General features: G+C 65.8%; 18 protein-coding genes. 8 read left to right on the top strand and 10 right to left on the bottom strand.

All coding sequences use genetic code 11. The features are described 5' to 3' along the window. The first annotated feature begins 100 nt into the window (after positions 1-100). The 4 genes from SR870_RS02610 to SR870_RS02595 all read left to right on the top strand — a co-directional run bounded on the left by SR870_RS02610 (position 101) and on the right by SR870_RS02595 (position 6,147). Positions 101-1,096: a nitronate monooxygenase family protein gene (locus tag SR870_RS02610; RefSeq protein WP_322516495.1), complete on the top strand. Its 996-nt coding sequence runs from the start codon at positions 101-103 to the stop codon at positions 1,094-1,096. Positions 1,097-1,134: 38 nt separating this feature from the next. Continuing rightward, positions 1,135-2,103 carry a quinone oxidoreductase family protein gene (locus tag SR870_RS02605; protein ID WP_322516494.1) on the top strand — a complete coding sequence of 323 codons (969 nt, stop codon included), beginning with the start codon at positions 1,135-1,137 and terminating at the stop codon, positions 2,101-2,103. Positions 2,104-2,234: 131 nt separating this feature from the next. Beyond that, on the top strand, positions 2,235-3,614 hold the full coding sequence (locus tag SR870_RS02600) for a cation diffusion facilitator family transporter (protein WP_322516493.1): 1,380 nt from the start codon (positions 2,235-2,237) through the stop codon (positions 3,612-3,614). 217 nt (positions 3,615-3,831) lie between these two features. Beyond that, on the top strand, positions 3,832-6,147 hold the full coding sequence (locus SR870_RS02595) for a PAS domain-containing sensor histidine kinase (protein ID WP_322516492.1): 2,316 nt from the start codon (positions 3,832-3,834) through the stop codon (positions 6,145-6,147). A 61-nt stretch (positions 6,148-6,208) separates the two neighbouring features. Here the strand turns inward: SR870_RS02595 and SR870_RS02590 are convergent, their stop codons facing one another. Continuing rightward, the gene (locus SR870_RS02590; RefSeq protein WP_322516491.1) at positions 6,209-9,676 is read right to left on the bottom strand and encodes an autotransporter domain-containing protein; all 3,468 of its coding nucleotides are present in this window, start codon (positions 9,674-9,676) and stop codon (positions 6,209-6,211) included. Between the two features lie 413 nt (positions 9,677-10,089). Between SR870_RS02590 and SR870_RS02585 the strand changes: the two genes are divergently transcribed. Together SR870_RS02585 and SR870_RS02580 are read left to right on the top strand one after the other, a co-directional pair. Beyond that, positions 10,090-11,121, top strand: coding sequence for a helix-turn-helix domain-containing protein (locus SR870_RS02585; protein ID WP_322516490.1), 1,032 nt, complete (start codon positions 10,090-10,092; stop codon positions 11,119-11,121). 111 nt (positions 11,122-11,232) lie between these two features. Continuing rightward, positions 11,233-11,514 carry a hypothetical protein gene (locus SR870_RS02580; RefSeq protein ID WP_322516489.1) on the top strand — a complete coding sequence of 94 codons (282 nt, stop codon included), beginning with the start codon at positions 11,233-11,235 and terminating at the stop codon, positions 11,512-11,514. A 4-nt stretch (positions 11,515-11,518) separates the two neighbouring features. Here SR870_RS02580 and SR870_RS02575 read toward each other — a convergent pair whose 3' ends face one another. From SR870_RS02575 to SR870_RS02550, 6 genes are all read right to left on the bottom strand, one after another. Continuing rightward, entirely contained in the window at positions 11,519-14,488 is a 2,970-nt protein-coding gene (locus SR870_RS02575) for a bifunctional [glutamine synthetase] adenylyltransferase/[glutamine synthetase]-adenylyl-L-tyrosine phosphorylase (protein ID WP_322516488.1), read from the bottom strand. Then, positions 14,485-15,954: a sensor histidine kinase gene (locus tag SR870_RS02570; protein ID WP_322516487.1), complete on the bottom strand. Its 1,470-nt coding sequence runs from the start codon at positions 15,952-15,954 to the stop codon at positions 14,485-14,487. Before SR870_RS02570 ends, SR870_RS02575 begins: the two co-directional genes overlap by 4 nt. Positions 15,955-16,066: 112 nt before the next feature. Further along, positions 16,067-16,408 (bottom strand): hypothetical protein, encoded by a 342-nt coding sequence (locus tag SR870_RS02565; RefSeq protein WP_322516486.1) that lies wholly within the window; start codon positions 16,406-16,408, stop codon positions 16,067-16,069. A 221-nt stretch (positions 16,409-16,629) separates the two neighbouring features. After that, positions 16,630-17,751: a hypothetical protein gene (locus tag SR870_RS02560; protein ID WP_322516485.1), complete on the bottom strand. Its 1,122-nt coding sequence runs from the start codon at positions 17,749-17,751 to the stop codon at positions 16,630-16,632. Between the two features lie 123 nt (positions 17,752-17,874). Next, on the bottom strand, positions 17,875-18,555 hold the full coding sequence (locus tag SR870_RS02555) for a response regulator transcription factor (RefSeq protein WP_322518388.1): 681 nt from the start codon (positions 18,553-18,555) through the stop codon (positions 17,875-17,877). A 273-nt stretch (positions 18,556-18,828) separates the two neighbouring features. Beyond that, complete coding sequence (locus SR870_RS02550; RefSeq protein WP_322516484.1) at positions 18,829-20,418, bottom strand: Do family serine endopeptidase; 1,590 nt, start codon at positions 20,416-20,418, stop codon at positions 18,829-18,831. A gap of 350 nt (positions 20,419-20,768) precedes the next feature. Between SR870_RS02550 and SR870_RS02545 the strand changes: the two genes are divergently transcribed. After that, positions 20,769-21,674 carry a ferritin family protein gene (locus tag SR870_RS02545; RefSeq protein WP_322516483.1) on the top strand — a complete coding sequence of 302 codons (906 nt, stop codon included), beginning with the start codon at positions 20,769-20,771 and terminating at the stop codon, positions 21,672-21,674. A gap of 68 nt (positions 21,675-21,742) precedes the next feature. Beyond that, positions 21,743-22,231, top strand: a complete 489-nt coding sequence (locus tag SR870_RS02540) for a ferritin family protein (RefSeq protein WP_322516482.1) — start codon at positions 21,743-21,745, stop codon at positions 22,229-22,231. 30 nt (positions 22,232-22,261) lie between these two features. Here the strand turns inward: SR870_RS02540 and SR870_RS02535 are convergent, their stop codons facing one another. The 3 genes from SR870_RS02535 to ccmE all read right to left on the bottom strand — a co-directional run bounded on the left by SR870_RS02535 (position 22,262) and on the right by ccmE (position 25,348). Beyond that, positions 22,262-22,723 (bottom strand): cytochrome c-type biogenesis protein, encoded by a 462-nt coding sequence (locus SR870_RS02535; RefSeq protein WP_322516481.1) that lies wholly within the window; start codon positions 22,721-22,723, stop codon positions 22,262-22,264. Between the two features lie 148 nt (positions 22,724-22,871). Further along, positions 22,872-24,854, bottom strand: coding sequence for a heme lyase CcmF/NrfE family subunit (locus tag SR870_RS02530; RefSeq protein WP_322516480.1), 1,983 nt, complete (start codon positions 24,852-24,854; stop codon positions 22,872-22,874). After that, entirely contained in the window at positions 24,851-25,348 is a 498-nt protein-coding gene (gene ccmE, locus SR870_RS02525) for a cytochrome c maturation protein CcmE (protein ID WP_322516479.1), read from the bottom strand. Before ccmE ends, SR870_RS02530 begins: the two co-directional genes overlap by 4 nt. Positions 25,349-25,380: the final 32 nt, after the last annotated feature.

Raw genomic sequence — 25,380 nt, 5'->3', positions numbered from 1 at the left:
CCTTTCCCCGCGCATTGGACATTTCCTCCCGGCTTCGGCAATCTGCCGCCCGAACCACAACAGCAACAGGCGCGCGAGGCGCCGGTCCAAGGGGCACAGCATGATCAAGACGCGATTCACCGAAACCTTCGGCATCGAGCATCCGATCGTTCAGGGCGGCATGCAGTGGGTCGGCCGCGCCGAGCTGGTCGCCGCGGTAGCCAATGCCGGCGCGCTCGGCATGATCACCGCGCTGACGCAGCCGACGCCGGAGGATCTGACCAAGGAGATCGCGCGCTGCCGTGACCTCACCGACAAGCCGTTCGGCGTCAATCTCACCATCCTGCCGGCGATCAAGCCGCCGCCTTATGCGGAGTACCGCCAGGCGATCATCGAGAGCGGCGTCCGCATCGTCGAGACCGCTGGCAACAAGCCGCAGGAGCACGTCGAGGAATTCAAGAAGCACGGCGTCAAGGTGCTGCACAAATGCACCAGCGTCCGCCACGCACTGTCGGCGGAGCGGATGGGCGTCGACGGCATTTCGATCGACGGCTTCGAATGCGCCGGCCATCCGGGCGAAGACGACACGCCGGGCCTGATCCTGATCCCGGCAGCGGCCGACAAGATCAAGATTCCGATGATCGCCTCCGGCGGCTTCGCCGATGGCCGCGGCCTGGTGGCGGCGCTGTCGCTCGGCGCCGACGGCATCAACATGGGCACGCGCTTCATGTGCACCAAGGAGAGCCCGATCCACGAAGCGGTCAAACAGAAGATCGTCGACAATGACGAGCGCGCGACCGACCTGATCTTCCGCACTTTGCGCAATACCTCGCGCGTCGCCAGGAATGCGATCAGCCAGCAGGTGATCGAACTGGAGAAGCAGGGTGCGACCTTCGAACAGGTCAAGGAGCTGGTCGCGGGCGCCCGCGGCAAGATGGTCTACGTCACCGGCGACACCGACGAAGGCGTGTGGTCGGCCGGCCAGGTCCAGGGCCTGATCCACGACATCCCGAGCTGCGCCGAACTGGTGTCGCGGATCGTGCGCGACGCCGAAGCGATCATTCGCAGCCGGCTCGAAACGATGCTATCGGGTGGCGCGCGCCAGGCCGCGGAATAGCCGCGGGCCGGCGCGCCACCGAGACGGGAAGCGTTGAGATGAAGGCCTATGTCTACGGCGCCGGCGGCGCCGCCATCGCCGAGGTCGACAAGCCGGCGCCGACCGGACCGCAGGTCCTGATCCGCGTCCGCGCCTGCGGCCTCAATCGCGCCGATCTCGGCATGACCAAGGGCCATGCCCACGGCGCGGCGGGCGGTGTCGGCGCGGTGCTCGGCATGGAATGGGCCGGCGAAATCGAGGCGGTCGGCGACGAGGCGCATGGCTGCGAGGTCGGCCAGCGAGTGATGGGATCGGGCGTAGCGGCGTTCGGCGAATACACGCTGGCCGATCACGGTCGGGTGTTTCCGATTCCGGACAGCGTGAGCTTCGAGGAAGCCGCCACCCTGCCCGTCGCGCTCACCACCATGCACAACGCGCTGATCGCGGTCGGCAGGCTGCGCCCCGGCGAGACCGTCCTGATTCAGGGCGCGAGCTCGGGAGTCGGCCTGATGGCGCTGCAGATCGCGAAGCTGAAGGGCGCGAGATTCGTGATCGGGTCGTCGACCGACAAAGGCCGCCGCGACCGGCTGAGCGAGTTCGGCGCCGATCTCGCGATCGATTCCTCTGCCGAAGGCTGGGTCGATCAGGTGCTCGCCGCCACCGGCGGCGCCGGCGTCGATCTGATCATCGATCAGATCTCCGGCAAGGTCGCCAACCAGAACCTCGCCGCGGCGCGCGTGCGCGGCCGCATCGTCAATATCGGCCGGCTCGGCGGCACCCACGCCGATTTCAACTTCGACCTGCACGCGGCGCGCCGGATCGATTATGTCGGCGTCACCTTCCGCAGCCGCAGCATCGAGGAGATCCGCGAGATCTTCCGCCAGGTTCGCGGCGACATCTGGCCGGCGGTCGAATCCCGCAAGCTTCGATTGCCGATCGACCGCGTCTTCCCGTTCTCGGAGATCGGCGAGGCGTTCGCTCACATGGAAGCGAACCGTCACCTCGGCAAGATCGTGGTGACGTTCTGAGCGGTTCCCGCAATCGCCACGACGCAGCCGCTTGAATAAGAACAATTTGCAATAACGGCGGTCGCGAAATCGCGAGGGCGATCCACTTCGGCCGGCTTTTATGTTCAGGATCGGGCTGCTACACCGCGCCCATGAGCAATTTCGCCAGCACCAAATCGCGTGTGGCTGCGGTGTCCGTGCTGGCGAGCGCCAGCATGGCCGCGGCGAAATTCGCCGTCGGCATCGCCATCGGATCGCTGGCGCTGATCTCCGAGGCGCTGCACAGCTCGATCGATCTGGTCGCGACCATCATCACCTGGTTCGTGGTCCGGGTTTCCGACCGCCCGGCCGACGATGCCCATCACTACGGCCACGGCAAGATCGAAAGCCTGTCGGCGCTCGGCGTCATCGCATTGCTGTATGTCCTGGCGGGCGGCATTCTGGTCGAGGCCACGAGCCGGTTGCGCGAGGGCGCTCCGCCGCCGGCCTTCTCGCTGTGGGCCTTCGCAATTCTCGGCGTCGACATCCTGGTGAATTCCTGGCGCGCCTGGGCGTTGCATCGCACGGCGGTCGCGACCAAGAGCCAGGCGCTCGCCGCCGACGCGCTGCACTTCGCCTCCGATGTGCTCGGCTCGTTCGCGGTGATCGCCGGACTGTCGCTGTCGGCGATGGGCTTCGCCTGGGGCGACGCCGCCGCCGCGATCGGCGTCGCGGTGATGATCTCGATCCTCGGCCTGCGGCTCGGCCGCTCGACGATCCAGACCCTGCTCGACCGCGCGCCGGAGGGGGTCTCCGACAAGGCCCGCGACGTGATCAGCGCGGTGCCGGGCGTCGTCGGCATCGAGCGGTTGCGCACCCGCATGGTCGGGCCGACGCATTTCATCGACGCGCTGGTCGAGGTGCCGCGCACCTACCCGATCGACCGGATCGACGAGATCAAGCGGCGCGCCGACGACGCGCTGAAGCTCGCCTTCGAGGACGCCGACCTCACCTTCACGGCGATTCCGGTCGCGCGCGACAACGAGACGGTGCGCGAGCGGATCATGGTGATCGCGCGCAATTCCGGCCTCGCCGTCCACCACGTCACCGTCCACGATCTCGGCTGCAAGATCACCGTCAGCATCGATCTCGAGGTCGACGGCAACATGCCGCTGGTCGAGGCGCACGACATCGCGCACGAACTCGAACGGCACATCCGCGACGATTTCGGCACCGACGTCGAGGTCGACACCCATATCGAGCCGCTCGAACCGGAGATGCCGCAGGGCTACGAAGCCGCGCCGGAACGCGTCGAGGAGATTCGCGCCGCGCTGATCGGTTTTGCCAGCAACGGCGCGATCCACGACATCCACAGCGTCAGGGTCCGCGACACCGAGGCCGGCGAGATCGTCAACTTCCACTGCTACGCAGAGCCGACGCTCAGCGTCATCGCGGTGCACGATCACGTCGACGAGATCGAGCGCCACATGCGCCGCGCGTTCCCGAGCGTGAAGCGGGTGATCAGTCACGCCGAGCCGCCCAACGCCGATTGAGCGCGACACCTGAGACTCCTACGAGTCCACGTTCTTGTTTCGGACTCGGCTCACGCACAAATGAGCGCGCGATTCATCTTTGGATAAGAAATATTCCGATCCGCCGAATCGTTGACTCTCGACAGCCCGCCAAAAGTGGATTCAAATCAGCTCGTGATTCGAATGGCGAAACGTCGTTCGAACCGGGTGCTGACGGACATTAGGCGGGGGCCACGGTATGGCGCGCGTGCAGGCGGCGAACGCCTGCGCTCAATCCGATTCGATCAAAGGATTGGCGCAGTCGATCGCTAAACCGGCCTACCATCGGCTACTGACGGCCGAGCCGGTGCTCCGCCGCGCCGTCCCGATCCTCATCATCGCCTTCCTCATCACGATCTGCTTCGGCGCCGCCGTTCAGTTCATCGATCAGAGCCGGCAGAAGCGCGCCGCGCTCAATCGCGATCTCTGCGCGCTCGCCGATCTGCTGGCCGAGCGGCTCGAACATATCGGCGTAGTACGTCTCGATCGTCCGGCCTCGATCGAACGCCTGCAGAATCTGCTGCCGGGACTGATCCCGTCCTGGGGCATCGCAGCCGGGCGCCACGTGATCGTCACCGGCGCCGATCAGCGCGTCCTGGCGCGCGTGCCCGGCGACGAGGGCACGAGCGCCGCCAACAGTTTCCTCGACATCATCAGCGCCACGCCGCCGCTGACGCGATCCGCGCAGCAAGGCACCGTCACCCAGATCATCCTGCCGAGCGGCGCGTCGGCCCTCGCAACGCTGCACACCATCAAGTCGCTGCCCGGCCAGGTCATCATCATCCACGAAGACACCGGCTCGATCCTGCGCTCCGATGCGGCGCTGCAGATCACGCTGTCGGCCACCACCGGCTTCGTCGTCCTGATCCTCGGCTTCGCGTTTCACTGGCAATCGACCCGCGCGCAGGAAGGCGATCTCATCAACGACGCCGTGCGCAGCCGGATCGATACCGCGCTCAATCGCGGCCGCTGCGGCCTGTGGGACTGGGACCTGTCGCGCGGCCGGATCTTCTGGTCGCAGTCGATGTTCACGCTGCTCGGCCTGGAGAGTCGCAACGACCTGTTGACCTTCGGCGAGGTCAACGCGCTGGTGAACAGCGACGACATCGATCTGTTCGCGATCGGCGACAAGTTGATCGCCGGCAACGCCGATCACATCGACCACAGCTTCCGGATGCGCCACGCCAACGGCCACTGGATCTGGCTGCGGATGCGCTGCGAGCTCAGCCAGGAATCGCAATCCGACAACAAGCACCTGATCGGCATCGCGGTCGACGTCACCGAACAGAAGAGCCTCGCCGAACGCACGGTCGAGGCCGATCTGCGGCTGCGCGACGCGATCGAGACCATCCCCGAGGCGTTCGTGCTGTGGGACGCCGAAAACCGCCTGGTGCTGTGCAACTCGCACTTCCAGCGGCTGCACAAGCTGCCGGACATCGCGGTCGCGCCGGGCACCTCCTACGAGACGGTGATCGAAGTCGGCCGGATGCCGGAGATCCGCACGCGGTTGTGCGATGTCGGCGGCGGCTCCACGCCGGGCGCGCGCACCTTCGAGGCACAGCTCGACGACGGTAGCTGGCTTCACATCAGCGAGCGCCGCACCAAGGACGGCGGTTACGTCGCGGTCGGCACCGACATCACCCGGATCAAGGCGCACGAGCAGAAGCTGGTCGACAACGATTTGCGGCTGCGCGCAACCGTCGCCGACCTCAAGATCTCGCAATACAAGCTGGAGCGACAGGCGGTCGAACTCGCCGATCTCGCGCGCAAATATTCAGAGGAGAAGACCCGCGCCGAGGAAGCCAATCAGACCAAGTCGAAATTCCTCGCCAATATGAGCCACGAGCTGCGCACGCCGCTCAACGCCATCATCGGATTTTCGGAGATCATGGGCAGCGGCATGTTCGGCACGCTGGGCTCCGAGAAGTATCAGGAGTACTGCCACGACATCATGACCAGCGGGCACTATCTGCTGGAAGTGATCAACGACATTCTCGACATGTCGAAAATCGAGGCCGGTCGGATGCGGCTGGAAATGGAAAAGCTCGATCTCGCCCGCACCCTCGGCGAATCCCTCAAGGTGGTCGCCGGCCGCGCCGAGAACAAGCGGCTGGAACTGCTTTCGGAGATCGAGGACGACATTCCGATCGTGGCGGACCGCCGGGCGATCAAGCAGATCCTGATCAACCTGCTGTCGAACGCCGTGAAGTTCACCCCCGATGGCGGCCGGGTGATGGTGCGCAGCCGGACGCTGCCGAACGCGATCGTGATGATGATCGCCGATTCCGGCATCGGCATCGCGCCGCAATCGCTGCGCCGTCTCGGCCAGCCGTTCGAGCAGGTCGAGAGCCAGCTCAGCAAGACCTATCACGGCTCCGGCCTGGGCCTGGCGATCGCCAAGTCGCTCACCACGCTGCACGGCGGCTCGATGCGGCTCCGCTCGACGCTGGGCGCCGGCACGGTGGTGATGGTGACGCTGCCGCGCGACTGCCAGCGCCGCCGGATGGCGGCCTGATCGATCCGGGGCCGTCGACCAGCGCCCCGAGAAGCGTTGGCCGACCGGCCGGTCGGCACCGTCACCAGTTGAAGCGCGCGCCCGCCGAAAGCTGGTGACTCGCCGCATTGCTGCGGTACTCACCATTGTAGGCCGCGAACATCCGGAACGAGTCGGTGCGCCAGCCGGAGATCTTGGCGCCGACCAGCGCCGCATTGCGGCCGGGCTGGGCCGCCGAGACCAGAAAAGGCTGGTCGAGCAGCGCCGCCTGGCTGACCAACGTCGTATCGCGCAGGTCGTAGCCCCACCCGAGTTTGAGTTCAGGCATCAGGGTGGCGCCGTCTGCGACACGCAGTCGGGCGCTCAGGGCCGCGCCGGTGACGGTCGTCAGCTTGTCGTAGGTCTGCGCAGCATAGACCAGCCCGATCGGAAGCTGGCTTTCGCTGTAGCCGTCGCGGCGGAAGCCCTGCCAGCTCAGGCCGGCGAACGGCTTCAGCGTCACATCGGGTGCCAGCGCGAAGCGATACCCCGCCTCCAACGCAGTGCCGAGGCCGACGCCATTAGCATTGCCCTGCAGACTGGTCGGCGCCAGCATGATCTGACGGCCGGTGGACAAATCACTGGTCCCGGCCACGATCCGGAAATCCAGCACCGCCGCGCCCGGCATCCAGCTCGCATAGGCGGCGCCGGCGTAAGTATCCGATTTGCCCTGGATATCGGTGCTGCTCGCCGTAGTCCGCGCATAGCCGAAGGCGCCGCCGGCCACGAGACTGTTGGAGAACCAGCGATCGGCGCCGAGAGTGAAGCCGGCGCTGACGGCCTTGGAGCCCGCCAGATCACCATTGTCGCGCACGCGGGAGTTACGGCCGAAGCCCTGCCCCCAGACCGACCAGCCGTCCTGGACGCGGTCCGTCGGCGCAATGCCGGCGAACGCCTCCATGGCCGAACTCGTCGCGGCGCTGGTCGTGTTCTGCCCGGCATAGGACAACGCGAAGGATTGCGCCGTGCCGTTCTGTCCCCGCTCGCCACCCAGGGCCATCGTCTCCTGACGATCGCCGATCGCGCCGAGGAAGCCGGTGAACGCCTGCAGCGACGCGCTCGCGACCGCCGGCTGGCCCGGGCCCGACAATTGCGTCAAGGCCTTGTCGTACTGCGTCTCGGTCTCCAGCCTGTACAGCGCGTCGTACAACGCCTTTTCCCGATCGGAGGGCAGCACGCCGGCGGCCGGTCGTTGACTGTCGAGGATGCCGGCGACCGATCGCGCGTTGCCGCCGAGCTGACCGCTGTCGGCGAAGGAGCTGAAGCTCGCCGGCGTCACCACCAGCGTCAGAGCCGTCGGGTCATAGACCAGATCGAACCGGCCATTGGCCGGCAGGCCTGCGACCGGCTGCACCAGGGACGAGAAGCTGCCCGCCGTGCGCGCGCCGTCCTGCGCCTGCACGATGGCGAAATCCGTACCGAGCGCAGGCGTGTAGTTGCTGACGGTGCCGACGCTGTCGCGCAGCACCGGCGTGAGCGTACCGGCCGCGTAGAACACGTTGCCGGCGCCGGTGACGTAGATCTTGTCGTAGGTGCCGGGACCGCCCGGCACGAGCAGCGTGCCGTCGATGTCGATCCGCGTCGTCGCCGTCGAGGTCAGCGTGACGTTGCCGTTGAAGGTCAGCTCGCCGACCGAATTGCCGTTCAGCACCGTGCCCGCCGGCACGATGTTGTTGGCGACGAAGTCGCCGATATTGGCCATCTTGCCCGGCGACAGCGTGCCGGCGATCGTGCTGTCGCCGACCACGGTGCCGAAGCCCGCCAGCGTCGCAGGCTGAGCGACACTGAGCATGCCGCCCGTCGTCATCGTCAACGTGCCGTCCACCGCGAGCGTGCCGAGCTGCGCATAGACGTTGCCGGCGGCGTTGGTCCGGCCCGAGATCGTCAGAATGCCGGTGCCGATCTTGCTGAATTCGCCATCGGTGTTGAGCAGCCGACTCCAGTACACGGTCTGGTCGGCAGCGACGTTGACGGCTGCATTGGCGGCCAGCGTGGTCGGCCCCTCCGTCGCGCGATCCAGCCGGATCAGGCCGTGGCCGAACACGGCGTCGATGCCGGCCGCCCCCAGATCCTCGGTGGTCGAGAACAGCAGATGCGCGAGGTCTTGCGCGTTGTAGCTCGGATTGGCCTGGATCAGCACCGCGATCGCGCCCGAGACGGTCGGCGTCGCCATCGAGGTGCCGGCCGCGAAGCCGTAAGTGTCATACGGGATCGTCGAGTAGATTTCGGTGTTGCCGTCACCACCGGGAGCGGCGACGCACCAGCTCGCGGTGACACCGCACAGATTCGAATACGACGCCGCGCCCCTGGTCGAGCCGACCGCCATCACCGCGATGATCTGGCCGTTCTGACGTTGCAGCGAGGTGTAGTCGTATCCCTCTCCCCCATCGTCGTAGACCCCGAGCCCGGCATGGGCCGGGTTGAGGAACGGCAGCAGCGCCAGACCGGACGGATTGTCCGCCGCGTCGGGGCTCTTGAGACGGTCGTTGCCGGCGGCGGCGACGATGATCTTGCCGGCCTTGAGCGCGTTGAGCGCCGCATTCGCCTCGCTGGAGACGCCGGAGACCGGCCACTGCTTGAGGCCGAGGGTCTCGTCGTAATTCGGCCCGTAGCTGGCGTTGTAGATCATCGTGCCGGACAGGCTGGTGAAGTAGTTCAGCGCGTCGGCGGTGCTGTCGCTGACGGTCGAATATCCCTCCTCGGTGATCGCGCGGATCGGAATGATGTTCGCGTCATACGCCACGCCGTGGGCGGCGACGTTGTCGAACTTCTCTCCGGCGACGATGCCGGAGACGTGCGAACCATGGATATCGAGCTTCTTGGCGCTCTGCGGCGAGAGGTCGTTGGGGTCGTAGGTGCCGCCGTTCTCGACCACGTAGTTCTTGCCGAGATTGATCAGCAATTTGTTGACCAGTCCGGCATTGGTGGTGTCGAAGCCGGTGTCGGCGACGGTCACGGTGACGCCGGCGCCGGTGAAGCCGCGGGTATACGCCGCCTGCGCGCCGATCATCGTCAGATTCCAGGTCTGGGCCGCGAGGCTCGGCAACTGGGTCGGCAGGTTGGGCGAGTTGTTGTTGTTCGTCATCGCGACGTTCTGATAGGACGAGGCGCCGAGGCCGGACGCCGTGGTCGTCGCCGTGGCCATGACCTGCGCGGCGTTCGGCGCCAGCATCATCCGCTGACCCGAGGTCAGCACCCCGAGATCGGCCGCCGTGACGACATGGCGGGACGCCGCCGGCGAAAGGCCGGCGGCGTAGTCGACCACGGTATTGCGCAAAGCGGGATTCCGGTAGGTGCTGTCATAGGCCTGCGCGATCAGTTCGCGCTCGCCTTGCCGCAGGGCGTCGGCGAGCCGCGCCTTCAGCTCCGACGGCACCGCCGATCTGGCGATCGATTTCGGCTTTTTGCCGGGCTCCGCCGCATACAGCGCGGCTGAAACCGGGGCACTCACGAGAAACGTGGTGCCCAGCAACAGCATCGAGAAATCACGGAAACGTCCCCCAGTCGCCACCGAATGCTCCTCCTCAGCAGATGCGCGCCCTGCGTGCGCGCCCGGTCCTGTTCGCCACGATGTTGGCACGTCCGACATTCGACGCGCCACTGTTTCGGGTCGTTTCTAGAACGGCGCCGGATCGGTGCGACAGAGTGCTGTGAGCTTGGGAGGCCCGCGGGCGGCGCTTTCCCTTGACGTGGCGTCTCAGTGGAGCCGGACTCGTCCCCGTATGGGACAAACCGCGAGGCCGAGGCGCGCGAACGTCGCGGTGGACCGGTGGCCGCAGCGCGGCGCGGCGGTGATTCCACCCGTGATCGGCGACTTATCCATCGTGTCCCGGGAGGGATTGCGGTAGAACCATCGCCTGTGTTCGGGCGCGGCGTCCCGCGAGACCATCCGAAGACAATATCGGCCCTACCAGATCGCGCGTGATGGCGTCCCTTCCCCGACTGTTCTACGTCACTTCCAGCCTGGACGAGGCGACAGCCCTGGCCACCTGGAGCGCAGTGATTTCGCCGCTGTTCGAGCCGCGCCCATGCCGCCCAAGCAGGAAGACGCCGACCGGATCGGCCTATGGTATCATCATCGGCGATCTGATCATCGCCAAGGTCGCCTTCAACGCACAGGACTTCGTCCGGGACGAGCAACGCATCGCCGCGACGCCGGACCACCTGTTGCTGCATCTCTATGTAACCGGCGGTTTCAATGGCGTCGTCACGCGGCAGCAGACCGACATCGGCCCCGGCAAGGTCGCCCTGATCGATCTGGCTCACCCGATCGCGACGCGCGCCTTCGCGTCCAGCACGGTGTGCCTCATCGTTCCGCGCAGGCTGCTCGGCGGCCTTCCGCTCGACACGCTGAAGCCGCGGCTCGATCCGTTCCGAAACGATCTGCTCGCGGCGTATATGCGATCGCTGCAGGAACGCAGCGCCCAATTGACCGAGACCGACGTGGCCGCCACGGTCACCGACACCGTCGACTTTCTGCGACGGCTGCTTGTCCCGGTTCCCGACGATTCACCGGCGCCGCAAAGAGGAACCGACGAGACGGTTCTGACGCTCACCGAGGCGCTGATCCGCGACAATCTCGCCTCGCCCGATTTGTCCCCCGACTGGCTGGCCGACAGGCTCGACGTATCTCGGGCTTCTCTGTATCGGCTGTTCGCAGATCGCGGCGGCATCATGCGCCACGTCCAGGAACGCCGGCTGCTCGCCGTCCAGGCGGCGCTGAGCGATCCCGTCGAAACCCGCCGCCTGTCGCGCCTGGCGTCCGATCTGGGGTTCAAGAGCGAAGCGCATTTCAGCCGGAGCTTCCGCATCCGCTTCGGCGTCACCGCCAGCGCCTACCGCAAGGCGCAACTCGACGCCTCCGCCGCGATCCAGCTCACCAGCCCGGCCGTGGTGCAGCAATGGTGGACGGCGGTGGCGCGAAGCCCGCCGGTTCGCGACCTCGCCCCCGGCTGAGGAGCGGGACCGCAACCGGGAAGCGGCCCTTCCGCTGTAGCCGAATTCCGTATTGCGCGGCTGCGTCGGCCACGTGTATGAGCCGATCGTCCGTCCGCGGAGGGATCGGCGTTGAATTTCAGTGCCCGCTTTCATCAGTTTGCGACGTGGTCGTTTCGGGCCGCGATCGTGGGCGGCCTCGTCGGCGTCGCCTATCTCGCGATGCGCGGCGATGCCGACATGCCCGGCGCGCGCCTCGTCGCGGCGCAGACCGCCGTGCCGGCCGTCGGCTTTCCCCCGTGCCAGCCGATCGGCTACACCGCAGAGGGCGAGCTGGTGTATTCGATGGATTGCGAACAGTTGCCGGCGGAGCCGGCTGCGAATGCGCCGATCCCGGCGCCGACCGCAAAATAGGCTGCTACTCGCTCTTCCCGCCGATCAGCCGGTTGAAGATCGCCCGCACCTCGGCCTGGGTTTCCTTCACCCGCGCTTGCAGCGAGGAGAAATCCGGCGCGTCGCCAGCGCGCACCAGCACGCGCAGCAGATCTTCGCCGGCGGCCTCGGGCTTGAACTTGTCACTGACGCACAACCGCAGGATCTGCGTGAGGTCGTGATACAGCCGCGCCGCGGGGCGCAGCACATCGGCGTCGGGCTGCGCCAGCACGCCGAGCCTGGCCGCGTTGTCGATCGCCGCCAGCGTATTGACGGCGAGAATCTCCGGCATCGCGGCGGCATGCACCAATTGCAGATATTGCGCGATGAAGTCGATATCGACCATGCCGCCGGCGGCGTATTTGAGATCCCAGACGTCGCCCTCGCCCTTCTCCTGTGCGATCGCGGCGCGCATTTCGGCGACGTCGTTGGCGATGATCGCGGCGTCGCGCGGCCGTGTCAGCACCGCGCGGATCACCTGTTCGATCCGCGCGCGGAACTCCGGTGACGCCGAGATCACCCGCGCGCGCGTCAGCGCCAGATGCTCCCAGGTCCAGGCCTCGACCTCCTGATACTCCGCGAACGAATCCAGCCGCGACGCCAGCGGGCCGGCGCGGCCCGACGGCCGCAGCCGCATATCGACATCGTACAACACGCCGTAATTGGTGCGCGTGGTGAAGGCCGAGATCAGCCGCTGGGTGAAGCGCGCGAAGTACTGCGCGCCCTGCAGCGAACGTTCGCCGTCGGAGTCCGGCTGCTCGTGATCGAAATCATAGATCAGGATCAGGTCGAGATCGGACGCCGCCGTCATCTCGCGGCTGCCGAGCTTGCCCATCGCCAGGATCGCGGTCTCCTGCTCCCGGATCCTGCCGTATTGCGACACGAACTGCTTGCTGACCAGATCGTGCACCGTGCCGACGATGCCCTCGGCGACGTCGGCGAAGGCGACGCTGGCCTGCTGCGTCGACACCGTGCCGGACAGAATCCGGGTGCCGATCAGGAACAGGCTCTCCTGCCCGAACAGCCGCAGCCGGTCGAGAAACTCCTCGTAGGAGCCGGCATCCGCCAGCGTCGCCGCGAGCCGCGCCGACAGTTCGATGCGGTCGGGCATCGCGCCGAAGAAGCGTGGGTCGATCAGCCCGTCCATGATCTGCGGCTGCCGCGCCAGCATGTCGCCGAGCCGCGGCGCGGCGCCGAGCACCAGCGCGACCAGCGTCAGCAGATCGCGGTTCTGGCTGAGCAGCGAGATCAGCCGGCCGCCGCGATGCAGCGCCTGCAGCAGCCGGTCGAATGCGTTCACCGCGTTGTCGGGTTCCTCGGCGCGCGCCAGTTCCTCGATCAGCGCCGGCACGAAATCGTGGAACGCGCGCTGGGTCGCCTCGACCTTGAGGATGCGGTAGCCACCGGCCATCCATTGCTGCAGCGTGGTCGCCACCATCAGCGGCTTCTTGTAGCCGAGCGTGCGCAGATGATCGAGCAGCACAGTGTCGTCGGGGCCGCCGGCGTAGTCGATCGGCAGCTTGGCGGTGCCGGTCGGATCGCCCTCGAACAGCTTGCTGTAGTGGCCCTGCACGCAATCGAGATGCGCCAGCAGATCGCGCGCGAACGCCTCGCGGCTGGCATAGCCGAAGAACCGCGAGAACCGCTCCACCGCCTCGATGCTGTCCGGCAGCGTGTGGGTCTGCTCGTCCGCGATCATCTGGATGCGATGCTCGACGCGGCGCAGGAACTGATAGGCGGCGGACAATTCATCGCGCGCCTGAAACGTGATCCAGTCGCGATTCGCCAGAATGTCGAGCGCGGCGAGCGTCGGCCGCACCCGCAATTCGGGATGCCGTCCGCCCGCGATCAGTTGCTGGGTCTGCGCGAAGAATTCGATTTCGCGGATGCCGCCGCGCCCGACCTTGACGTTGTGGCCCTCGACCGCGACCTCGGTCTGGCCGCGGAAGGTCTGCATCTGCCGCTTCATGTCGTGGACGTCGGACAAGGCTGCGAAGTCGAGATGCTTGCGCCAGACGAACGGCGCGATCTCGGACAGCAGCGCATCGCCCGCAAACTGATCGCCGGCGCAGGCGCGCGCCTTGATCATCGCGGCGCGCTCCCAGGTGCGGCCCTCGCGCTCGTAGTAATTGAGCGCCGATGCGGTCGACAGCGCCACCGGCGTCGACGCCGGATCCGGGCGCAGCCGCAGATCGACGCGGAACACGTAGCCGTCGTGGCGGCGCTGCTGCAGGATACGGCTCAGCCCCTGCGTCACCCGCACGAAGAACGGCTGCGGCTCGATGTCGGGCGCGAGCGTCGGCGCGTCGAGCTCGTAGAACACGATCAGGTCGATGTCGCTGGAGTAGTTCAGCTCGCCGGCGCCCATCTTGCCCATCGCCAGCACGATCAGGCCGCTGCCCTCTTCCGGCGCGTCGCTGTTCGGCGGCAGGATGCGGCCGCGCGCCGCCTCCTGCCGGAGCAGGAAGCGCAGCGTCATCTGCACCGATTGCACCGCGAGGTCGGTCAGCGCCTGCGTCACCTGCAGCACCGGCCACAGCCCGCCGATGTCGCACAGCGCGATCGACAGCGCCGCCTCCGCCTTCATCTTGCGCAGCACCGCCATCACCTCGGCCTCGTCGGAGGCGGTGGCGACCGCAGCCGCGGTAGCGTCGAGCAGCGCCTTGAAGCCGGTCTCCGGCTCGGACCGCAGCAGCCGCAGCAGACGGGCGGGATCGGCGCGGATCAGGTCGAACAGATAGGGCGACGCCTCGGCGATCGAATGCAGCGCAACACGAATGTTCGGACAGCGATCGGCGACGCCGCGGATCGCGTCGGCCTGATCGGCCGGAACGTCGGCGAGCCAGTCCGCGAAGCGTTTGGCGGCCTCGTCGGGCGCATGCAATTGCGGCCCGGCTGCGAAACGCGCAGCCAGTGCGGCGGGCGAAATGTCCGCGTCAATCGCGGAGGAACTCATGCGGGCGTCGGTTCTGGTGTGGTGTTGGCTGGAGCCAGTCCTTCGCCCGTGTGCGCCGGAATTGCAAGCGTGGCGCGCAAACCCGGTTGCGCGTCGGACAGCCGCAGTTCGCCGCCATGCAGCGTCGCCACCGCCGAGGCGAGGCTGAGGCCGAGTCCCGAGCCCGGCAGGGTGCGGCTCGCCTCCAGCCGCACGAAGCGCTCCACCGCGTGCTTGCGGTCGGCCTCCGGTATTCCGCGACCGCGATCGGTGACGCTGAGCAGCACCTGGTCGCCGTCGCGCCGGGCCTCGATCATGATCTCTGCGCGCGGCGGCGGCGCCGTCGCCGGTGCGGCGCCGGGCGGCGCCAGCGCGAGCTGCGGCTGGCCGTATTTGATCGCGTTCTCGACCAGATTGGCGAGCGCCTGGCTGATCAATTCGCGATTGCCGCGGACCGGCGCCGGCTCGCTCGTGACCTGCAGCGTCAGGCCGTTGTCTTCCGCCAGCGGCTCGTACAATTCGTGAATGTCGCGCGCGATCCCGGCGGCATCGAACGCATCCATTTCGCCACGTGCGTGCCCGGATTCCGCGCGCGCGATCATCAAGAGCGCGTTGAAGGTGCGGATCAGGCCGTCGGATTCCTCGATGGTGCGCTCCAGCGCGGCGCGATAATCCGCCTCGCTGCCGGACAGCGCCAGCGCCTCCTCGGCGCGGTTGCGCAGCCGCGTCAGCGGCGTCTTCAGATCGTGCGCGATGTTGTCGGAGACCTCCTTGAGGCCGCTCATCAGCGCCTCGATCCGCTCCAGCATGGCGTTGAGATTTTCCGCCAGCCGGTCGAGTTCGTCGCCGCTGCGGCCGACCGGCAGCCGGCCGGACAGGTCGCCGGCCATGATCCGCTGCGTGGTGCCGGTCATCGCGTCGATCCGGCGCAGCACGCGGCGCGCGACGAAGATGCCGCCGCCGAGCCCGAGCACGACGACGATCAGCACCGACCATTGCGCCGCCGAGCGCACCACGTTGAACAGCCGCCGCCGCTCCTCGAGGTCGCGGCCGATCAGCAGCCGGAACCCGCTCGACAGTTCGGTGACGCGCACCAGCGCGCGGTGCTCGCCGCGGTCCTGATCGTCGAGCCGGCGATAGAAGGTTTCGGTCCAGCCGATCTTGCTCATCACGCCGGGCGCCAGAGCGCCGACATTGCCGGCGACCGCCTGCCCCGCCGGCGTGGTGACGAGATAGAGATTGGCGCCCGGCCGCAGCGCCCGGTTCTCGATCGTCAACACCAGCCCGCGCAGCCCCCGCCGCGTGTAGACGTCGTCGACCTCGCCGATCTCGGCATCCACCGTGGTGGTGATCTGATCGGTGATCAGCCGCCGCGTATTCCAGGCGAAGTAGCCCAGCAACGACGCCGCGAACAGCCCGAACAGGAACAGATAGACCAGCGTCAGCCGAAACGCGGTGGTTCGGATCAGTTTACCGAATGCCGTCACGAATTAGCTCTCATCTGCATTGCGTCGAGCCAATTCAACTTACCAAGCTCGAAGCCACTATGACAGCAAGACTTCATGAGAATTCTTTAATGAAGTAAGTAGATAGAGCGATCTATCTTGCATTTGGGGCCTGGAGTCTTCCGACGCCGAGACCGGCTAAACCAGCAAGCTCCTTGATCACCTGAACCGTGCTAGCAGACAATCTTTCCACGGCCCGCTGTGAAGCAAGCAAGTCCTCCTTCTTCTGGAGTGTAGAAAGGGCGGATCGCAACCCATCCAGATCTTGTTGATATCCCTCGATCGTCAACTGCCCTGCAGATCCGCTGAATATTATTGCCAGCTCTATAGCCTTCCATTGCATTTCTGTAATCTTGGCAAGCGCTCTCTGTATGGCGCCGTCGTCAGGAACACCCGTGCGCAAAATCGCCTGATGAATAAGAGAAACGTCAGCCATAAGCATTCTGGTCCGTGAATTTAGATCATCGAGGTTCCGGATCACAAATTCACTACGAATCTTCTGTCTCTCCAAGGTTTGATTGATTCGAGGTACTATCCAGTATGTGCCAATAGCTGTGATCAGTCCGCCTACTATAAATCCGAGTAGAGTTGCCCAGACGGGCAACTTGTCTCGGAGACAGACCCCCTTCAAATAGGCCAGAAGGCGAAGTGTCCACATCACGGCGCCACCTCGACCTTCATGGGCGTCCTCAGACCAATGTTCTTTTCAGCTTTATCAGCGAGATCGCTCAATCGATCAATCTCTTGTTTTTGGAGCGCATTGTAAAGGTACTGTAGTTTTACGCCCGCGCTCTTAGCTGCATGAGAATCTTGAGGTGAGATTGAGTTCGTGACCTCGATGCCCCCGGCCAATTGAGCATCGCTCGGACCAAGAAGAGACACAGCGATTCCCGCACTTACGAAGGTCGCCATAATGGCTGAAAATGCCACCAGTCCGAATTTTCCTGGCGAATTGAAGTTCTGCGAGAAAGAATCGACTAACGCGGGAGCGTAAAAGGCCGCAATTGCCTGATCGACATCGAGCGTGGTGAATTGCTGCAATCGATTTAGTTCAATCGCATTGAACGCGGAAATAAAATACGAAACTAAGACGTTAGCTTCATGCGTTGCGAGCGGGTGCTTTCCGTCATATCGAGGGCCTTCCATCATTACCGCAGACTTTTCTGCTTGGACAAAGGATGGATAAGCCAGCCTAAAAAACTGATCGTTCTGAAATCCGCGCGGCACCATCTGAGCAGCGGGCGGCTTCGAGAGGTACACCTGCAGTTCCGACGGTACCATAGCACGCGGGACTTGGCTCAGCCACCGTACCTTCCGAACTGGAATCTGCTCGCCCGGATATCGGTCAATCTCGATTGTATCGTTTGCAGAAAAATCAGAGATAATCTCGGCGAAGTGTACTGGCGCGAAGGTTTGGCCAGGAACCACAATAAGATCGCCGGCTTTCATCTTAGCGAACATTTTCCGTATATTGGACGCGAGAGTTTTCTCAGGACCGTCATCCAACTTGGCATCTGAATAGTTGGAAGGATTGCGAGCGGGAGGCTGACCATCTCCCTTCCTCACGTAGTCCGCTACTGCCATGGATAGTCGTGTCCGCTGCCTCACCAAGGCTGCGTGCTTGACAACTTCCGGATTCAGTTCGAGGCCAGGAGCCTCAAGAAAAACCACATCGTTTGCAAGGAAGATGTTGAGAAACCGCCTTCGAAGGCCCGGGAAAACCACCCAAATCAAGGTGTCAGGCGAAACGACTTTCGTTGCAATGTCGATTTTGATCATGATTCCCCCATTCGGCGCGGGAACTTACTTGACCATAACCTTCAGTTGCAACCCGACTGATATGACTAAACAACCGTATCCGCAGATACTCATGCTTTAAGTCGGCGCGCGCGCCGGATATCGCTACCTCATACCATCCCTGATCATATACCCCGCACCCCGTATCGTGTGCAGCAGCGGACGGTCGAAGCCCTTGTCGATCTTGCCGCGCAGGCGGGAGATGTGGACGTCGATGACGTTGGTCTGCGGATCGAAATGATAGTCCCAGACGTTCTCCAGCAGCATGGTGCGGGTCACGACCTGGCCGGCGTGCTTCATCAGATATTCGAGCAGACGAAATTCGCGCGGCTGCAGCGTCAGCTCCTCGGTGCCGCGGGTGACGCGGTGCGACAGCCGGTCGAGTTCGAGATCGCCGACGCGGTAGCTGGTCTCTTCGGCCGGGCCGCCGTGGCGGCGTGAAAGCACCTCGACTCGCGCCAAGAGTTCGGCGAAGGCGTAGGGCTTCGGCAGATAGTCGTCGCCGCCGGCGCGCAGGCCCTTGATGCGGTCGTCGACCTGTCCCAGCGCCGACAGGATCAGCGCCGGGGTGCGATTGCCCTTGTCGCGCAGCGTGCCGATCACCGACAGGCCGTCGCGCTTGGGCAGCATGCGGTCGATCACCAGCACGTCGTAATCGCCGCTGTCGGCGAGCGCGAGGCCCTCTTCGCCGTCGCTGGCGAGATCGGCGACGTGGCCGACTTCACGAAACGCCTTCACCAGATAATCGGCGGATTCGCGGTCATCCTCGATGATCAGCAGGCGCATATGGGGTTCGGATTCGCTCGCGGGCTTCACGGTTTCTGGCACCATGGCGGGACTTCAGCCTTCATGCAAGGCGGCACGACGCGCCCACCGGACGTGGAAGCGGGCGATGGAGCTGGGGGAACTCCACCGCCCGCCTGGTCCTTCCGACGGAGGGGGGCTTACTCCGGCCGGAAGGTAGAAGGTGGGGACGAGCTGTTCACCCGTCCCCCGGAAAGCGCCGTCAGCGGGGGCGACATTGCCGGCGACACTCTCCAACTCTGCGTCGGGTGGCGATCAGCCCTTGGCCGAGATCGGCACCGCGACGAAGCGTGACGAACCACCCGAGCGGACCCGGATCAGCACGCTGTTCTTGTTGTCGTTCTTGGCGGTGTTGATGGCCTCGCGGACATCACCCGGGCTCGCGACATTCTTGCCCGCGACCTCGAGGATCACATCGCCTTCCTTGAAGCCGCGCTCGGCTGCGGCACTCTTCGGATCGACGTCGGTGACCACCACGCCATCCTTGCCGGCGCCGGCGACCGAACTGGCCGGCGCGACCGTCAGGCCGAGCCGCGGCACTTCGGCGCCGCGGCTGGATTGGCGTCCGCTGTCGCCGTCGTCATTGGCCTTGGCCTCGATCTGGTTCGGCAACTGGCCGAGCGTCAGGCTGAGTTCGCGATCGGCGCCCTTGTGGACCACGGTGAGCTTCACCGTATTGCCCGGCGCGAAGCCGCCGATGGTGCGGGCGAGCTCGCGCGCGTCCTTCACCGGCGTGCCGTTGACGGCGGTGATGACGTCGCCGGATTCGATGCCGGCCTTGGCGGCCGGGCCGTTGGCCTGCGGCTCCGCCACCAGCGCGCCGTCGGCCTTCTTCAGCCCGAGGCTGTCGGCGATCTCCGGCGTCACCGGCTGGATCTGGACGCCGATCCAGCCGCGGCTGACCGAGCCCTTGTCCTTGAGCTGCTGCACCACCGCCTTGACGGTCGAGGCCGGGATCGAGAACGCGATGCCGACGCTGCCGCCCGAGGGCGAGTAGATCGCGGTGTTGACGCCCATCACCTCGCCATTGACGTCGAAAGCCGGGCCGCCGGAATTGCCCTTGTTCACCGGCGCGTCGATTTGGATGAAATCGTCATACGGACCGTTGCCGAGGTCGCGGCCGGAGGCCGAGACGATGCCGGCGGTGACGGTGCCGCCGAGGCCGAACGGATTGCCGACCGCGAGCACCCAGTCGCCGATCCGCGGCTTGCCTTCGGACAGCTTGGCGAACGGGAAGTCGGTGCGGCCTTCGGCCTTGATCAGCGCCAGATCGGTGCGCTGGTCAGTGCCGATCACCTTGGCCTTGTAGGTCTTGCCGTCGTCGGTGGTGACTTCGACCTTGTCGGCGCCGTCGACGACGTGATTGTTGGTCACCGCATAGCCGTCGGCGGTGATGAAGAAGCCCGAGCCCTGCCCGGTCATCATGCCGCGGCCGGGATGGCCGCGCATGCCGGGCGGCATTTCACCGCCGAAGCGGCGGAAGAAGCGCTCCATCGGCGAGCCGGGCGCGAACGGCGATTCTTCGCTGCGCTCGCTGCGCTCGTCGTTCTTCGCCACCTTCTCGGCGATGTTGACCTTCACCGAGATCACCGACGGCTTCACCTTCTCGACGATGTCGGCGAAACCCACCGGCTGCAGCGCCTTGTGGACCTCGTTGCCGACCTGCGCGTGCGCCGGCGTGCTGAACAGATCGCCGGAAGCCGGGACTTGCGACAGCCCGAACGCGCCCGCGCCGAGGCCGGCCACCACCGACGCCATCAGCGCGAATTTCCGCGCCGAGAACAGCGAGCGGCGAACCGGCCGGCTGGACGGCTGCGAGGTGAGATCGGAAGAACGGTCGGTCATACAGGGTCTCCAGAACCATCGAATGTCGGGGTGCGGGCGATCGCACCGGTTGGTCTGAAGATGGGGGCTCGCTCCTTACAGCGCGCTGGATGAGGCATTAAACTTTTGTAACTTAGCGGTATTCCGGCGCGACGGTTGGTCGCGATAGGGCCCACGATCAGCTCACGGTTTTGTCAATACTCGTACATTTGTGTCGGGAATCCGATCCGCGGCCGCCGCGCGAGCTGCTGCACGAATTTGCGCAACTAACTGAAATATCAGCTCATCTCCAGTGGCCTGCTTCTTGCCAAGGCGGCATCAAGGACGCCCGTACGGCGTCGGTCCTAACCCAGCTAACAGGAGAGCGCGCCTTGGCCAATATTACCTTCTCTTCGCCCGTGATGGCGAAGGACGTCACCGTTTACGCCGTCGCCGGCGATCGCGGCACCATTCTCGCCGTCGCGAAGGCGCACAAGATCCCGATTCCGTTCGATTGTCAGGACGGCGAATGCGGCTCCTGCCTGGTGCAGGTCGAGCACTTCAATCCGAAGGCCAAATCCGCAGTGGCGCTGACCGAGAAGGAAAAGGAAGTGCTGCGTCAGCTCGGCAAGATCACCAAGGACGAGATCGCCAACGCCGAGGTCAACGACATTCCGCCGCGCTACCGCCTCGCCTGCCAGTGCTTCGTCCGCAACGAGGACATCATGGTGCGGTTCGAGGGCGACAAGACCCTGCCGCAGAAGCTCGCGGTGACTCACGCCGCGGCGCGCTTCAAGGGTGGCCTCGAAATCTCGACGCTGCCGGAGTTCTTCAGCTACGCCGCCAAGCTCGAGGAAGACGCCGCCCTGCATTACGACGAACTCGCCAAGGCGATGGCCGAGGCCGGCAACGAGTCGGTCGCGAAGCTGTTCGCGCAGCTCGCCGAATTCTCGCGGATGCATCTCGCCGAAGTGAAGGCGCGCGCCGGCAGCATCGATGTGAGCAAATCGGTGCCGCCGGACTACGCGTGGCCCGATCACGCCACCCCGGAGCGCGCGGCGGTGTGGGCCTCCGACACCTCGATGACGCGGCTCGGCGGCCTGAAGGCGGCGCTGCAGGGCGAACGTCGCGGCTACGAATTCTACCGTGCGATCGAAGCGACCACCAAGTCGCCCGAGGTCGCCGCCGCGGCGAAGGAATTCGTCGGCGAGGAAGCCGAGCACGTCCGCATCCTCGAAGCCTGGATCACCCAGGAAGAATGGGCGCTCAAGCACGCCAAGACGGCTGAAAACGCCTGACGACGAGATCCGACATCGGAGACGGCTGCCGTCGACCCGGCGGCAGCCGAACAGCGAAGGATATTCAGATGGAAACGGTCGAAGAGTTTCTGGCGCACTCGATCCGCCTCGAACAGGAAGCGGCGCTGCGGTTCGGTCAGCTTGCCGACGCGATGGATTCGTGCGGCAACAAGGAAGTCTCGAAGCTGTTCCGGCAGCTCGCGGACTACTCGCGGATGCATCAGGCCGACGCCCAGGCGCGCGCAGGCTTCCGCGACATGCCGGAGATGGAAATCGGCGATTTCAAATGGCCGGGTGACGAAAGCCCGGAGACCGCGGCTATCTGGGGCACCGACCCGTTCATCGGTCGCGATCTGGCGCTGGAAATCGCGCTCGAAGCCGAGACCGGCGCCTATGACTGGTACAAGAACGTGCTCGACACCACCGACAATCCGGAAATCAGGGCGCTGGCGAAAGAGTTCGTCGCCGAGGAAAGCGGCCACGTCGCCGAACTGCACCGCTGGATCGCATTGCACAAGGCCGGCAAGCCGCTGCCGATGGAAATCGTGCCGTTCTGAGGCCACACACGCGGCGCTTGGCGGATCGGATCAGACCGGACGGTCGGATCCTTCCGCCATCAGCCGCTCCAGCCGCGCCTGTTCGTCGGCGCTGAGCGGCTGCGCCGCGTCCAGCGCCCGCGGCGCATTGCGGGCGCGTCTGCGCACGTGCAGCCACAGCGCCAGCCCGCCGCCGAACAACACCAGCGGCGTCACCAGCCACAGCACCAGCGTGTGGGTTTCGAAGCGCGGCTTCAGCAGCACGAATTCGCCGTAGCGCGCGACCAGATAGTCCAGCACCTGATTGTTGCTGTCGCCGGCCGCGATCCGCTCGCGCACCAGGAGCCGCAGATCCTTGGCGAGCGTCGCATCGGAATCGTCGATCGACTGGTTCTGGCAGACCATGCAGCGCAGTTCGCGCGACAATTCCCGCGCCCGCGCCTCCTGCGCCGGATCGGCCATCACCTCGTCGGGCTGCACCGCCTGGGCCAGTGGCGCGGCGAAGGCGAGCATCGACAGGGCCAGAAGTATTACCGTCGCGAACTTTCGCACCGCACTCTCCCCTCATCCTGAGCAGCATCCGCAGGATGCGTCTCGAAGGATGATTGTTCAGCTACATCCTTCGAGACGCCGCTACGCGGCTCCTCAGGATGACGTTCGTTCACTCCGCCGGCTGCAGCGCGCGCTGCGGCTTGGCGGGTTTCGGCGCGCCTACGCGCAGCCGTCGATCGGACAGCGACAGCAGGCCGCCGAACGCCATCAGCAGCGGTCCGATCCAGATCAGCAGCACGAAGGGCTTGTGATAGATCCGCACCGTCACTGCGCCCGCGGCGTCGATCTCGCCGAGCGAGATGTAGAGCTGGCTGACGCCGCGCGTCAGCAGCGCCGCCTCGGTGGTCGAGGTTCCGCGGGTCGAGAAGCTGCGCTTCGACGGCGTCATCACCCCGATCGGCCGGCCGCCTTCGCTGATCGAAAAATGGGTCTGCAACTCGCGATAGTTTGGGCCCTGACGCTGCATCGCGCCGTCGAATTTGAGTTCGTAGCCGGCGAGCTTGGCGGACTCGCCCTCCTTCATCGCGGCGATGTGTTCGCTGTTCCAGGTGGTCTCGCAGACGATGCCGATCAGCGCCACGCCGACGCCCGCATGCGCGAACAGCGTACCCCATGCCGAGCGCGGCAGTCCGCGGGCGCGGCGCGACGAGATCGACAGCGGATTGCGCAACAGCCCGATGCGCTCGACGATATCGGCGAGCGCGCCGGCGATCACGAACACCGCGAGTCCGATCGCCAGCGGCGCCAGCACCGGGCCGCCGGTGGTCCAGGCCCAGACCAGCGCGACCGCGAGCAGCGCCACGACGCCGGCGGCCACCAGCCGCTGCGCCGCGCCGAGCAGGTCGCCGCGCTTCCACGCCAGCAGCGGGCCGAACGGCATCGCCAGCATCAGCGGCACCATCAGCGGCCCGAAGGTGAGATTGAAGAACGGCGCGCCGACCGAGATCTTGTCGCCGGTGAGAACTTCCAGCGCCAGCGGATACAGCGTGCCGACGAACACCGTGGCGCAGGCGGTGGTGAGGAACAGATTGTTCAGCACCAGCGCGCCCTCGCGCGAGATCGGCGCGAACAGCCCGCCCTGCTTCAGCGACGAGGCGCGCCACGCGAACAGCGCCAGACTGCCGCCGATGAAGACGCACAGAATCATCAGGATGAACACGCCGCGCGACGGGTCGGTGGCGAAGGTGTGCACCGAGGTCAAGACGCCTGAGCGCACCAGGAAGGTGCCGAGCAGCGACAGCGAGAAGGTCAGGATCGACAAGAGGATGGTCCAGACCTTCAGCGCGTTGCGCTTCTCCATCACCAGCGCCGAATGCAACAGCGCGGTGCCGGCGAGCCACGGCATCAGCGAGGCGTTCTCGACCGGGTCCCAGAACCACCAGCCGCCCCAGCCGAGTTCGTAATAGGCCCAGTACGAGCCCATCGCGATCCCCAGCGTGAGGAAGATCCACGCCATCAGCGTCCACGGCCGCACCCAGCGCGCCCAGGCGGCGTCGAGCCGGCCTTCCATCAGCGCTGCCGCGGCGAACGAGAACGAGATCGAGAAGCCGACATAGCCGAGATACAGCAGCGGCGGATGCACCGCGAGGCCGATATCCTGCAGCACCGGATTGAGATCGCGGCCCTCGAGCGGCGGATTGGGAATCCGCAGGAACGGGTTCGATGTGATCAGGATGAACAGATAGAACGCGCTCGCCACCCAGGCCTGCACCGCCAGCACATGGGCGCGCAGCGACAGCGGCAGATTGTTGCCGAAGGCGGCGACCATGCCGCCGAACAGCGCCAGGATCGCCACCCACAGCAGCATCGAGCCTTCGTGGTTTCCCCACACGCCGGTGATCTTGTAGAGCAGCGGCTTGGCCGAATGCGAGTTCTCGTAGACGTTGACGACCGAGAAGTCGGAGGTGACGTTGAGCCAGACCAGCGCGCCGAACGAGACGGCGACGAAGGCGAATTGCGCCAGCGCCGTCGAGCGCGCGACGTTCATCAGCCCGCCGTCGCCCAGCCGCGCGCCGAGGATCGGCACCGTCGACTGGATCAGCGCCAGCGCCAGCGCCAGCACCAGTGCGTAGTGACCGGCCTCGGCGATCATCGCGCCGGTCCGGCCGCGGAGGCGGAGGCCGCCGGCCCTGCGCCCGGCGGCTTCTTCTCGTAGTCGTCCTTCCAGTGGCCCTGCTTCTTCAGCGCGTCGGCGACTTCCTTCGGCATGTAGGTTTCGTCGTGCTTGGCGAGCACGGTATCGGCCTTGAACACGCCGGCAGTGTCGAGCGCCCCCTCGGCGATCACGCCCTGCCCTTCGCGGAACAGATCCGGCAGAATGCCCTTGAACGCCACCGGCACGGTGGCGGCGCCGTCGGACACCTTGAAGGCCACCGCGAGTTGTTCGCCGCGCGACAGCGAGCCGGGCTCGACCACGCCGCCGAGTCGGAAGCGCTTGCCGGCCTCGATATGCTGCTCGTGCACCATCTGCGGCGTCGAGAAGAACACGATCGAGCCGCGCATCGCGTTCAGCACCAGCCCCACCGCGACGACGAGCACCACGCCGGCGCCCCCGATCATCATCAACCGCCGCTGTTTACGAGTCATGGTGAGCCTTGCTTGTTTCGGCATCCCGAGCG

It is taken from the genome of Rhodopseudomonas palustris, assembly GCF_034479375.1.
GTDB classification, from domain to species: Bacteria; Pseudomonadota; Alphaproteobacteria; order Rhizobiales; family Xanthobacteraceae; genus Rhodopseudomonas; species Rhodopseudomonas palustris_M.
Note: the sequence above shows the minus strand (reverse complement) of the source record. Positions and strands in the feature narration are given on the sequence as shown.

Excerpts from the sequence above, each read along its gene's own strand:
- SR870_RS02610 (WP_322516495.1), top strand. The coding sequence starts at position 101 with ATGATCAAGACGCGATTCACCGAAACCTTCGGCATCGAGCATCCGATC.
- SR870_RS02605 (WP_322516494.1), top strand. The coding sequence starts at position 1,135 with ATGAAGGCCTATGTCTACGGCGCCGGCGGCGCCGCCATCGCCGAGGTC.
- SR870_RS02600 (WP_322516493.1), top strand. The coding sequence starts at position 2,235 with ATGAGCAATTTCGCCAGCACCAAATCGCGTGTGGCTGCGGTGTCCGTG.
- SR870_RS02595 (WP_322516492.1), top strand. The coding sequence starts at position 3,832 with ATGGCGCGCGTGCAGGCGGCGAACGCCTGCGCTCAATCCGATTCGATC.
- SR870_RS02585 (WP_322516490.1), top strand. The coding sequence starts at position 10,090 with ATGGCGTCCCTTCCCCGACTGTTCTACGTCACTTCCAGCCTGGACGAG.
- SR870_RS02575 (WP_322516488.1), bottom strand. The coding sequence starts at position 14,488 with ATGAGTTCCTCCGCGATTGACGCGGACATTTCGCCCGCCGCACTGGCT.
- SR870_RS02565 (WP_322516486.1), bottom strand. The coding sequence starts at position 16,408 with ATGGCTGACGTTTCTCTTATTCATCAGGCGATTTTGCGCACGGGTGTT.
- SR870_RS02560 (WP_322516485.1), bottom strand. The coding sequence starts at position 17,751 with ATGATCAAAATCGACATTGCAACGAAAGTCGTTTCGCCTGACACCTTG.
- SR870_RS02555 (WP_322518388.1), bottom strand. The coding sequence starts at position 18,555 with ATGCGCCTGCTGATCATCGAGGATGACCGCGAATCCGCCGATTATCTG.
- SR870_RS02550 (WP_322516484.1), bottom strand. The coding sequence starts at position 20,418 with ATGACCGACCGTTCTTCCGATCTCACCTCGCAGCCGTCCAGCCGGCCG.
- SR870_RS02540 (WP_322516482.1), top strand. The coding sequence starts at position 21,743 with ATGGAAACGGTCGAAGAGTTTCTGGCGCACTCGATCCGCCTCGAACAG.
- SR870_RS02535 (WP_322516481.1), bottom strand. The coding sequence starts at position 22,723 with ATGCTCGCCTTCGCCGCGCCACTGGCCCAGGCGGTGCAGCCCGACGAG.
- SR870_RS02530 (WP_322516480.1), bottom strand. The coding sequence starts at position 24,854 with ATGATCGCCGAGGCCGGTCACTACGCACTGGTGCTGGCGCTGGCGCTG.
- ccmE (WP_322516479.1), bottom strand. The coding sequence starts at position 25,348 with ATGACTCGTAAACAGCGGCGGTTGATGATGATCGGGGGCGCCGGCGTG.